The following is an 11837-nucleotide window of genomic DNA, read 5'->3' as shown; positions in this document are numbered from 1 at the left end:
GCAGGTCGGGTGTAGTGGCTTGCTTGGGCATGGGCGCGCGTTCAGGCATGGACGTTTTTTTGCTGGTTTTCATAGAACAGATTGGCCAGGATTAGCATGGCGATGAGTGGCAGCAGGGCTTGCGGCAGTACCAGGCGTGCATCGGGCAAATTGGCAAAAAAGGACGTACTCGATACCAGCGTGATCTTGGCCAGCAGCAGGGCTGGCCATACCAGGTGGCGGGAAATGTCGGGCATCGTGAGTGTGTACAGCGGTACACCGGCCAGGCACCACAGCCAGGCCAGCACCGGGGCCAGGCCGGCCGGCAGCACGCCCGCCGCCGCGACAAAAAACAGCATGGTGCTACCCAGCAGCCAGGTGATGCGCAAGCGGTGCTGCCATGCCTTTGGCAAGCCCAGGGCCGGATACAGTTGCGCGCCGCTGCGCGCCAGCAGTATCAGCAGGCACAGGCTGAAAGCAAAACAGGCGCCGGCAGGAAAGGCGTCGAAGGCGGTTGCCCGCATCATCCAGGCCAGCAGCGAGGCAATCGGCAACAAGAGCAGATAGGCGCGCAGCTTGAAGTGGACCGAGGAAGCAAATACGGCCACTAGCGCGCAGACGGCAAGCAGGAGCGTGGCGCCGGAGACCAGCATCGGCGATGGATGGCTGACAAACAGCAGCAGCGACAGCCCGGCATAGGCATACACCCAGCCGAATTGCCACAGGTGCCGATGTCGGTACTGCAGGTAGACACCGAAGTGCTGCTGCCTGGACTGCGCCATTCGCCCGAGCAGTGCAACAGGGCGGTAAAAGGCGAACGCGGCGTAGGCCGAGAAGGACAGCAGTTGTGACAGCACGAAGAAAATCGCATAAAAGGAGTCGATGCCGAAGAAACCCCAGCGCTCATGCATGAACAGCGCGAGTGCGTAGATGGCCAAGCCGGTCACCGCGGAAAGTATGGCGGTACTTCCGAAGTATTTTTTGGCGCGTGCCTTGCTCTCCCACCAGGTGATCGACGCGGGATCGATCTTGTAGGCCAGCAGGTCGCCATGATGCGCGCGTATGCCCTCGATGAGTGCCAGCAGGGTCCGCGTCAAGCGCACATCGTGCAGGCAGGATGCGGATGCCGGCGGTGCGGCCATCAGCAGATCGAGGCATGCGTCGTACTCTCCGCTGCGGCGCAAATAGACCAGCGAAGCCGTCGCATTCTGGCGTCCGACCAGGCTGCGTGCCGATTCCGCATCCATTTTGTGCAATTGCGGCAGCCGCTGGTCCCACTGGTAGTGCTCGATGAAGCGAGCACGGATGGCGTCATGGCACGCGGCCGTGGCGCAGTAGCGCAGGGCCAGGCGTTCAAATTCCTCGCGCACGGCGAGGTGGGTCATCGCTTCGCGCTTTTCCAGCGTCGACAGCTTGATGCCGTTGCCGGAGGCCAGCCATTCCTGCCACAGGATCTGCGCTTCTTTCCGTGGATCGGCTGTCATGGCAGGCGATGCCGCCGGTGGTGCTTTGCCGAAGTCGATCTTGCCAGCCGCCGGCGTGGCTGGCGCGGGCGCGGTGGCCGCAGCGGCGGATGCGGCAGGCGTCTGCCGTTCCTGGCCGTGCGCGGCGAAGCGCAGCGCATGGTCATAGGCATCGCGCAGGCGCTGGAAGGCGGCCGCACCGTCTTCAGGACGGTTCAGCTTTAACTGGCGCGCATAGGCGCGCTTGATGTCCCGTTCATCGCGCGTCTCGGCGATGCCCAGGACTTGCCAGATATCCAGCGTCTCGCTACCCGTCACAGGAAACTGTCACTTTCTATTTCCTTGAGCACCTCCGCGAACGCCGTACGCGCTTGCCGGATGGTCGACGGGTTCTGCGTCTCCAGCGCGGCCTGGAAATTGGCCGTATGCGCGGCGATGTAGTTGCGCACGTCGCCCAGCGACTGTTCGTACAGGCGGTCGGCGCGCGTGACCAGGGTGCGGTTTTCCAGCTGCTCGCGCGGGTGGATCTTCAGGTCGGCCAGTTCAAGGAAACGCTGTTCGATCTGCTCCGGCGTCATCACGCCCGCATTGTCGCTGATGATCATCTTGTGGCGTTCCTGCGTGGCCAGCACCGTCACTTCCGCTTCCAGCACGCCACTGATGTCATAGGTGAAGCGCACATCGATGCTGATCTCGCCCGCTTTTTTTGCGGGAATCGGAAAGTTGATCTTGCCAAGGAAGACGTTGTCGGCCACCAGGCGTGACTCGCCCTGGAAGATCGCCAAGTTGATTTCCTTCTGGTTGTCTTGGATGGTGGTGATGCTTTCCGTGCGCGAGACGGGCACCACGGAATTGCGCTCGATGATGGGAAGGTAATGGCCGCCTTCATACTGGTTCGGGCCGATCTGGCGCGAAGTCGCAATGCCCAGCGAATATGGCGCCACATCCGTCATGACGACTTCGTCGAGGGCCGCGTCGCGCATTTTCAGGCCCGCCTGCACGGCGGCGCCCAGCGCCACGGCTTCGTCCGGATCCAGGTGAATGGCGGGGAAGCGGCCGAACATGCGCGACACGAGTTTGCGCACCAGCGGCATGCGCGTGGCGCCGCCGGCCAGTACCACTTCATCGAGTTCGGCGGCGCGGATGGTAGCGTCGCGCAGCGCGCGCTCGACCGGCAGGCGCAGGCGCGCCAGCAGCGGCTCGCACAATTGCGCCAGCTTGTCTTCGTTGATCTCCCAGCTGTATTCCTTGTCCTGGAAGCGCGTGGCCATGCGCACGGACGGCTGGTCCGACAGCAGGCGCTTGGCGCGTTCGGCTTCGTCGCGCAGCAGCTGCTGCTGGCGCGGGTCGAGCAGGCGGCTGCCAATGGCATCGCGCAGGCCGCTGCCTTCCAAAAAGGCGTCGACCAGCACGGTGACGAAGTCTTCGCCGCCGAGGAAATTGTCGCCGGCCGAGGCGCGCACTTCCATCACGCCTTCGAACAGTTCCAGGATCGACACGTCGAAGGTGCCGCCGCCCAGGTCGAAGACGAGGAATTTGCTTTCCTGTTCCTTGTCGCGGATGCCGTAGGCCAGCGCGGCGGCCGTCGGTTCGTTCAGCAGGCGCTCCACGCGCAGGCCGGCCAGCTGGCCGGCGATGCGCGTGGCCTTGCGCTGGGCGTCGCTGAAATACGCGGGCACGGTGATGATGGCCTCTTCGACCTTGTGGCCGAGGAAGGCTTCCGCGTCTTCCTTCAGCGCGCGCAGCACCATCGACGACAGTTCTTCCGGACGGAATTGCTGCGTGCCGAGGGTGATCTTCTTTTCGCTGCCCATGTAGCGCTTGAAGACGGCCGCCGTCAGCTGCGGGTGCGTCTGCAGGCGTTCGCGCGCGGCGCGGCCCACCAGCACGGTGCCGTCGTCATCGATGCTCACGCACGATGGCGTCAGGTGTTCGCCCAGCGCATTGGGGATGATGGAAGCCTTGCCGTCGCGCCAGAGGGCGACCAGGCTATTGGTGGTGCCAAGGTCGATGCCGATGATCATCAGATATCCGCCTCCGCCTCATTGCCGTGTTCCTCGATCCAGGCGCGGCGGCCTGCCGCCTCGCCTTTGCCCATCAGCATATTGAAGCGCGCGGCGGACGTCATGTGGTCGATTTCACCGAGCGTCACGGGCAGCAGGCGGCGCGTGTCCGGGTTCATCGTCGTTTCCCACAGCTGCTCGGCGTTCATCTCGCCCAGGCCCTTGAAGCGCGAGATGGACCAGGCGCCCTGTTTCACGCCTTCCTTGCGCAGCTTGTCCTCGATGGCCAGCAGTTCGCCGTCGTCGAGCGCGTAGATTTTCTGCATCGGCTTCTTGCCGCGCGCGGGCGCGTCGACGCGGTACAGGGGCGGACGGGCGATGCAGATATGGCCCTTGTTGATCAGCGCGGGGAAGTGCTTGAAGAACAGCGTCAGCAGCAATACCTGGATGTGCGAGCCGTCCACGTCCGCATCGGACAGGATGCAGATCTTGCCGTAGCGCAGGCCGGACAGGTCGGGCGTGTCGCCGATGCTGTGCGGATCGACACCGATGGCCACGGCGATATCGTGGATCTCGTTATTGGCGAACAGGCGGTCGCGGTCCGTTTCCCAGGAATTGAGCACCTTGCCGCGCAGGGGCAAAATCGCCTGGAATTCCTTGTCGCGGCCCATCTTGGCCGAACCGCCCGCCGAGTCGCCCTCGACGAGGAACAGTTCATTGCGCGTGATGTCAGACGATTCGCAGTCGGTCAGCTTGCCGGGCAAGACGGCGACGCCCGAGGACTTTTTCTTTTCCACTTTTTGCAGCGAACGCTGACGCGACTGCGCCTGCTTGATCACGAGATCTGCCAGCTTCTTGCCGTAATCGACGTGCTGATTCAGCCACAGTTCCAGCGGCGGCTTGGTGAAGGTCGAGACCAGGCGCACGGCGTCGCGCGAATTGAGGCGTTCCTTGATCTGGCCCTGGAATTGCGGGTCCAGCACCTTTGCCGACAGCACGAAGGAAGCACGCGCGAAGACGTCTTCCGGCAGCAGCTTCACGCCTTTTGGCAGCAGCGAATGCATCTCGACGAAGTTTTTCACGGCGCCGAACAGGCCGTCGCGTAAGCCCGATTCGTGCGTGCCGCCATTCGAGGTGGGGATCAGGTTGACATACGATTCGCGCACGATGGCGCCTTCTTCCGTCCACGCCACGACCCAGGCCGCGCCTTCGCCTTCGGCAAAGCCTTCCGAGTCCGGGCCCGCGTACTGCGCGCCTTCGAACAGGGGAATCAGGGTTTCGCCATTCGACACCTGCGCCAGCGTTTCGGTCAGGTAGCCGCGCAAGCCTTCCGCGTACTGCCAGGTCTGCGTATCGCCGGTTTTCGCGTTGGTGAGGGTGACGGTGACGCCGGGCAGCAGCACGGCTTTCGAACGCAGCAGGCGTTGCAACTCGGTCTGCGAAATGTTGGGCGAATCAAAATACTTCGGATCGGGCCAGGCGGTGACGCGCGTGCCGGATTTCTTGCCGTCGCGCGGAGCGGGGCGGGAATTCAGTGGCTCGATCACGTCGCCGTTGGCAAACACCATGTGATGCAAGCCATTGCCGTCGCTTTCCTTGCGCCAGACGGTGATTTCCAGGCGCGAGGACAGCGCATTGGTGACGGATACGCCGACGCCGTGCAAGCCGCCCGAGAACGCGTAGGCGCCGCCCGAACCCTTGTCGAACTTGCCGCCCGCGTGCAGCCGCGTAAACACGATTTCCACCGTCGGCACGCCTTCTTCCGGGTGCAGGCCGACGGGAATGCCGCGGCCATTGTCTTCGACGGTGATGCTGCCATCCGTGTTTTGCGTCACGGCGATATGCGTGCAATGACCGCCCAGCGCCTCGTCGGAGGCATTGTCGATCACTTCCTGAATGATGTGCAACGGATTTTCAGTGCGGGTGTACATCCCCGGGCGCTGCTTGACGGGTTCCAGTCCTTTCAGGACACGGATGGATGATTCGCTGTAGTCGGATGCTGGTTTTTTAGTGGCCATACGTGTTCAAGCTAAATAAAGACTAGGGTTGGAACGCCAGGCCAGGACACTGCGCGGCGCAGTGACAGCGGCGGCGATAACTGTATGAATATACAGTATATCCCGTCCAGCGTCACTGGGGGAGGGCAGTGCGGCAGGCTAGGCGTCCTTGTGCGGACGCTCGCGCATTCTATCTTGTCCGGCGAGCAATAGCGCTACTCCAGGGCAACAACTGTGCGCCGCGCGCGTGGTTTTGCGCCAATTGTGAACAATTTTATGCGGCAAAGCCGTCATTTTTACATCTTGTTTACAGGCACCTTCCCAGTCTTTACGAATTTTTTAGACCCTTTTGGCTAATCTGCTCACTATCAAAACAAACCTGTATGAGGGTGGGAATGGATCTCGTGTATCTCGGCTTGATTGCCGTTTTTTTCGTCGTGGTGGCCGGCTTTGCCGTGGCCTGCGACAAACTGGGGAGCGCCAAATGAATGCGTTTTATGTGCTGGGCGCCGTGGTTTCGGCTGGACTGCTCGTGTATCTGCTGGTGGCGCTGCTGAAGGCGGAGGAACTGTGATGACGACGCAATCGATATTATTATTGGCCGCTTTCCTGCTGGTGCTGCTGGCGGCCGCCTATCCGCTGGGCCTGTACATGGCGAAGGTCGCCGGCGACGGCCCCGTGCGCGGCATGGGCTGGCTGCAAAAATGTGAAAACCTGCTGTACCGCGCCGCCGGGCTTGGCGCCGACAAGGGCATGGGCTGGAAAAGCTATGCCATCGCCCTGATCGTCTTCAATACCGTGGGCGCCTTCTTTGTGTATGGCTTGCAGCGCCTGCAGGGCTTTTTGCCCTTGAACCCGCAGGGACTCGGCGCTGTCAGCCCCGATTCCTCGTTCAATACCACCGTCAGCTTCGTCGCCAATACCAACTGGCAGGGCTACGGCGGCGAACAGACCATGAGCTATCTGACGCAGATGCTGGGCATGGCATGCCAGAACTTCTTCTCGGCGGCCACCGGCATCGCCGTGATCTTCGCGCTGGTGCGGGGCTTTGCCTCGCGCTCGGGCAAATCGATCGGCAATTTCTGGGTCGACCTGGTGCGCTCCACCCTGTACATCCTGCTGCCGCTGTCGCTGGCCCTGTCGGTCGTCTTCATGGGCGAAGGCATGATCCAGAATTTTTCCGCCTACAAGGAAGTAACCCTGCTCGACCAGGTGGCATATGAGACGCCGAAAATGGCGGCCGATGGCCAGCCCGTGCTGGACGCGGCCGGCAAACCCGTGATGGAAGCGCAAGTGGCGACCACGCAGACCATCGCCATGGGCCCCGTCGCCTCGCAGGAATCGATCAAGCTGCTGGGCACGAATGGCGGCGGCTTCTTCAACGCCAATTCCGCGCACCCGTATGAAAACCCCACCGTGCTGTCGAACTTTTTGCAGATGCTGGCCATCTTTTTGATTCCCGCCGGCCTGTGCTTCACCTTTGGCCGCATGGTGGGCGACCTGCGCCAGGGCTGGGCCGTGCTGGCCGCCATGACGGTGATCTTCGTCGTCATGACGGCCGGCGTGATGAGCGCCGAGCAGCAAGCCAATCCTGCCCTGCAGACGCTGGGCGTGGACCAGCAGGCCAGCAGCCTGCAGTCGGGCGGCAATATGGAAGGCAAGGAAACGCGCTTCGGCATCAGCTCCTCGACCCTGTTCGCGGCCGTGACGACGGCGGCATCGTGCGGCGCCGTCAATTCCATGCACGACTCCTACATGCCTTTGGGTGGCATGGTGCCGCTGCTGCTGATGCAGTTCGGCGAAGTGATCTTCGGTGGCGTGGGCACGGGCCTGTACGGCATGCTGATGTTCGCCATCCTGGCCGTCTTCATCGCCGGCCTGATGATCGGCCGCACGCCGGAATACCTGGGCAAGAAAATCCAGGCCTATGAAATGAAGATGGTCTCGCTGGCCATCCTGGTGACGCCAGCCCTGGTGCTGACGGGCACGGCGATCGCCGTCATGGTGGAGCCGGGCACGGCGGGCGTGGCCAATCCGGGCGCGCACGGTTTTTCCGAGATCCTCTACGCCTTCACGTCGGCCGCCAACAACAACGGCAGCGCGTTTGCCGGCCTGTCCGCCAACACGCCGTTCTACAACGTGATGCTGGCGATTGCCATGTGGTTCGGCCGCTTCGCCGTCATTGTGCCCGTGCTGGCGGTGGCCGGTTCTCTGGCGGGCAAGCAGCGCCTGTCGGCCAATGCGGGCACCATGCCGACGCACGGCCCCATGTTCATCGGCTTGCTGATCGGCGTCGTCGTTCTCGTCGGTGTATTGAATTACGTTCCCGCGCTGGCCCTGGGCCCGATCGTTGAACACCTGCAACTTTTCATCAAATAAGAGGCTACCATGTCACGCACAAGCCTGACTTTGTTCGATTCCGCACTGATCGGCCCCGCCGTCGTCGATGCGTTCAAAAAACTCGACCCCCGCACGCAGTGGCGCAGCCCCGTGATGTTCGTCGTCTACGTGGGCAGCATCATCACGACCCTGCTGGCGACCCAGGCCGGGATCAGCGGTGGCCAGGGTGAAGCGCCGTTCGGCTTCATCGTCGCCGTCGCCGTGTGGCTGTGGTTTACCGTGCTGTTCGCGAACTTCGCCGAAGCGCTGGCCGAAGGCCGCAGCAAGGCGCAGGCGGCCTCGCTGCGCGCCCTCAAGCAGACGGTGATGGCAAAGAAAATGCAGACACCGAAATACGGCACCTCCTGGCTGCCCACGCCGGCCACCGACCTGCGCAAGGGCATGACGGTGCTGGTCGAAGCCGGTGACGTGATTCCCGCCGACGGCGAAGTGACGGCCGGCGTGGCTTCCGTCGATGAAAGCGCCATCACGGGCGAATCGGCGCCCGTCATCCGCGAATCGGGCGGCGACTTTTCCGCCGTGACGGGCGGCACCCGCGTGCTGTCGGACTGGCTGCTGGTACGCGTCTCCGTCAACCCGGGCGAAGCGTTCATCGACCGCATGATCGCCATGGTCGAAGGCGCCAAGCGCCAGAAGACGCCGAACGAGATCGCCCTGACGATCCTGCTGGTGGCCCTGTCGATCGTGTTCCTGATCGTCACCGTGACGTTGCTGCCGTATTCGCTGTTTTCCGTGGCGGCTGCCGGCAGCGGCACGCCTGTCACCATCACCGTGCTGATCGCGCTGCTGGTGTGCCTGATCCCGACCACCATCGGCGGCTTGCTGTCCGCCATCGGCGTGGCCGGCATGAGCCGCATGATGCAGGCCAATGTGATCGCCACCTCGGGGCGCGCCGTGGAAGCGGCCGGCGATGTGGACGTGCTGCTGCTCGATAAGACCGGCACCATCACCCTGGGCAACCGCCAGGCATCGAGCTTTGTCCCTGCGCCCGGCGTGACGGAGCAGCAGCTGGCCGATGCGGCGCAGCTGGCATCGCTGGCCGATGAAACACCGGAAGGGCGCAGCATCGTCGTGCTGGCCAAGCAGAAGTTCAATATCCGCGAACGCGAGATGGCCAGCCTGCACGCCACCTTCGTGCCCTTCACGGCGCAAACGCGCATGAGCGGCGTGGATATCGCCGGCGAGCAGCAGCTGCGCCAGCTGCGCAAGGGCGCGGCCGACTCCATGAAAAAATACGTCGAAGCGCTGGGCCAGCCGTATCCGGATGAAGTGGCGCGCGCCGTCGACGATATCGCCCGGCGCGGCAGCACGCCGCTGGTGGTGGTCGACGACGGCCGTGTCATGGGCGCCGTGGAGCTGAAGGATATCGTCAAGGGCGGCATCAAGGAGCGCTTCGCGGAACTGCGCCGCATGGGCATCAAGACGGTCATGATCACGGGCGACAACAAGCTGACGGCGGCGGCCATTGCGGCCGAGGCGGGCGTGGACGATTTCCTCGCCGAGGCGACGCCGGAAGATAAACTGAAACTGATCCGCAGCTACCAGTCCGAAGGCCGGCTGGTGGCGATGACGGGCGATGGCACCAACGATGCGCCGGCGCTGGCCCAGGCCGACGTGGCAGTGGCCATGAACTCGGGCACGCAGGCAGCCAAGGAGGCGGGCAATATGGTGGACCTCGATTCGAACCCCACCAAGCTGCTGGAAATCGTTGAAATCGGCAAGCAGATGCTGATGACGCGCGGTTCGCTGACGACGTTTTCGATCTCGAACGACATCGCCAAGTACTTCGCCATCATCCCGGCCGCCTTCGTGGGCACCTATCCGCAATTGAAAGCGCTGGACATCATGCACCTGGCCAGCCCCGCCTCGGCCATCATGTCGGCCGTGATCTTCAACGCGCTGATCATCGTCGTGCTGATTCCTCTGGCCTTGAAGGGCGTGCAGTACCGGGCCATCGGCGCGGCCAGCCTGTTGCGCCGCAATCTGCTGATCTACGGCCTGGGCGGGATCATCCTGCCCTTCATCGGCATCAAGCTGATCGACATGCTGCTGTCCGCTCTCAATCTCGTCTAAAGGAATCATCATGAGCACCATCGTACGTCCCGCCCTGGTCCTGTTTGCCGCGCTCACCGTCATTTGCGGCGTGGTCTATCCGTTTGCCACGGCCGGCATCGGGCAGCTGGCTTTCAACGACGAAGCCAATGGCAGCATCGTCGAACGTGGGGGCAAGCCTGTTGGCTCGCTGCTGATCGGCCAGTCCTTCACGTCGCCCAAGTATTTCTGGGGCCGTCCATCGTCCACCGCGCCGATGGCGAACAATGGCGCCGGTTCGGGCGGCTCCAACCAGGGGCCGACGAATCCGGCCCTGGTGGACGCCGTCAAGTCGCGCATCGCCGCCCTGCAGGCGGCCGATCCCGGCAACCGCAAGCCGATTCCCGTCGACCTGGTGACGGCATCGGGCAGTGGCCTGGATCCGGAAATCAGCCTGGCCGGTGCCTTGTACCAGGCGCCCCGCGTGGCCCGCGTGCGCGCCATGCCGCTGGCGCAGGTGGAAAATGCCATCGCCAAGGTGCAAAAAACCGCGTACATCGGCTTTTTTTGGCGAAGCGCGCGTGAACGTGCTGGAACTCAACCTGGCGCTCGATGCAATGGCAAAGTAAGCTGGCGAAGATGCGCAGCGTGGCGCAGGTCGGCGTAGGTCGGCTTAGCGCAGCGTAAGCCGACATCACCACTGTCCAGGCCAACGATGTCGTCGGATTACGCGCTAGCGCGCTAATCCGACCTACGAATGCAATAAGGCGGCAACGACGCGTAGGTCGGCTTAGCGCAGCGTAAGCCGACATCACCACTGACGTCGCCGTTTGACGCCACGGCAAAATAACAAGATAGCATTAAGCAAGAAGATTAAAATACAACATGCTCCCCAACGACAGCCAACGCCCCGACCCTGATGCCCTGCTGGCGCAAGTGCAGGCGCAGGAACAGAAAGCCGCGCGCGGCAGGTTGCGCATTTATTTCGGCGCTTCGGCAGGCGTCGGCAAGACCTATGCGATGCTGGCCGCCGCCCGAAAACTGCTGGCCGATGGCCAGGATCTGCTGGTGGGCGTGGTGGAAACGCACGGGCGCCAGGATACGGCGGCCCTGCTTGACGGCTTGCCCGTGCTGCCGCTGAAAGCCATCGAGTACCGGGGCAAGACGCTGTTCGAGTTCGATCTGGACGAGGCCTTGCGTCGCGCGCCGCCGCTGATACTGATGGATGAACTGGCCCATTCGAACGTGGCCGGCTCGCGCCATCCGAAGCGCTGGCAGGATGTCGAGGAATTGCTGGCCGCCGGCATCGACGTGCTGTCCACCGTCAACGTGCAGCACCTGGAAAGCCTGAACGACGTGGTGGGCGGGATCACGGGCGTGCGCGTGGCAGAGACCTTGCCCGACACGGTGTTCGACCGGGCCGATGAAGTGGTGCTGGTCGATATCCCAGCCGACGAACTGATGCGCCGCCTGAAACAGGGCAAGGTGTACCAGCCGCTGCAAGCCGAGCGGGCTTCGCAGAATTTTTTCCGCAAGGGTAACCTGATCGCCTTGCGCGAACTGGCCTTGCGCCGCACCGCGGACCGCGTGCAGGACGACGTGCAGGCTTACCGCGTGGAGAAATCCATCAACTCCGTATGGAAGACGGGCGCCGCGCTGCTGGCCTGCGTGGGGCCGCGCGCCGGGGGCGAACACGTGATCCGCAGCACGGCGCGCCTGGCCAGCCAGCTGAACGCCGAATGGCATGCGCTGTATGTGGAAACGCCGCGTTTGCAGCGCCTGCCCGCGCCCGAGCGCGAACGCATCCTGAAAACCCTGAAACTGGCGCAGGACCTGGGGGCGCGCACGGCCATTCTGCCGTCGGCCGACATCGCCGCCGCCGTGGTCGAATACGCGCGCAATGCGAATATCTCGAAAGTCATCGTCGGGCGTGGCCGCGCCGGCGCGCTGGCGCGCCTGTGGAG

The 11837-nt window shown here is 63.3% G+C and carries 6 protein-coding genes and 2 pseudogenes; 5 read left to right on the top strand and 3 right to left on the bottom strand.

Features of this window, described 5'->3' with window-relative positions; all coding sequences use genetic code 11:
- Positions 1–41: 41 nt before the first annotated feature.
- From JaAD80_RS14870 to JaAD80_RS14860, 3 genes are read right to left on the bottom strand one after another with little or no spacing between them, the layout of a single operon-like run.
- Positions 42–1760, bottom strand: a complete 1719-nt coding sequence (locus JaAD80_RS14870) for a J domain-containing protein (RefSeq protein ID WP_102295086.1) — start codon at positions 1758–1760, stop codon at positions 42–44.
- Positions 1757–3466 (bottom strand): molecular chaperone HscC, encoded by a 1710-nt coding sequence (locus JaAD80_RS14865; protein ID WP_102295084.1) that lies wholly within the window; start codon positions 3464–3466, stop codon positions 1757–1759. Before JaAD80_RS14865 ends, JaAD80_RS14870 begins: the two co-directional genes overlap by 4 nt.
- Positions 3466–5463, bottom strand: a complete 1998-nt coding sequence (locus tag JaAD80_RS14860) for a DNA topoisomerase IV subunit B (RefSeq protein ID WP_102295083.1) — start codon at positions 5461–5463, stop codon at positions 3466–3468. The genes JaAD80_RS14865 and JaAD80_RS14860 overlap by 1 nt, the downstream gene beginning before the upstream one ends.
- 463 nt (positions 5464–5926) lie before the next feature.
- Between JaAD80_RS14860 and kdpF the strand changes: the two genes are divergently transcribed.
- The 5 genes and pseudogenes from kdpF to JaAD80_RS14835 form a co-directional block, all read left to right on the top strand.
- Positions 5927–6016: a K(+)-transporting ATPase subunit F gene (kdpF, locus tag JaAD80_RS14855; RefSeq protein ID WP_034746483.1), complete on the top strand. Its 90-nt coding sequence runs from the start codon at positions 5927–5929 to the stop codon at positions 6014–6016.
- Positions 6016–7821, top strand: a complete 1806-nt coding sequence (gene kdpA, locus JaAD80_RS14850) for a potassium-transporting ATPase subunit KdpA (protein WP_102295081.1) — start codon at positions 6016–6018, stop codon at positions 7819–7821. Before kdpF ends, kdpA begins: the two co-directional genes overlap by 1 nt.
- 9 nt (positions 7822–7830) lie before the next feature.
- On the top strand, positions 7831–9915 hold the full coding sequence (gene kdpB / locus JaAD80_RS14845; protein WP_102295079.1) for a potassium-transporting ATPase subunit KdpB: 2085 nt from the start codon (positions 7831–7833) through the stop codon (positions 9913–9915).
- A 10-nt stretch (positions 9916–9925) separates the two neighbouring features.
- A pseudogene (kdpC, locus tag JaAD80_RS14840) lies at positions 9926–10502 on the top strand (potassium-transporting ATPase subunit KdpC).
- A gap of 256 nt (positions 10503–10758) precedes the next feature.
- Positions 10759–11837: pseudogene (locus JaAD80_RS14835) on the top strand (two-component system sensor histidine kinase KdbD); the annotation flags it as partial.

Source organism: Janthinobacterium sp. AD80 (assembly GCF_002878455.1).
Taxonomy (GTDB): Bacteria; Pseudomonadota; Gammaproteobacteria; order Burkholderiales; family Burkholderiaceae_D; genus Janthinobacterium.
The sequence above is the reverse complement of the archived record's forward strand: the minus strand, read 5'-3'. Positions and strand labels throughout refer to the sequence as shown.

Excerpts from the sequence above, each read along its gene's own strand:
- JaAD80_RS14860 (WP_102295083.1), bottom strand. The coding sequence starts at position 5,463 with ATGGCCACTAAAAAACCAGCATCCGACTACAGCGAATCATCCATCCGT.
- JaAD80_RS14865 (WP_102295084.1), bottom strand. The coding sequence starts at position 3,466 with ATGATCATCGGCATCGACCTTGGCACCACCAATAGCCTGGTCGCCCTC.
- kdpA (WP_102295081.1), top strand. The coding sequence starts at position 6,016 with ATGACGACGCAATCGATATTATTATTGGCCGCTTTCCTGCTGGTGCTG.
- kdpF (WP_034746483.1), top strand. The coding sequence starts at position 5,927 with ATGAATGCGTTTTATGTGCTGGGCGCCGTGGTTTCGGCTGGACTGCTC.
- kdpB (WP_102295079.1), top strand. The coding sequence starts at position 7,831 with ATGTCACGCACAAGCCTGACTTTGTTCGATTCCGCACTGATCGGCCCC.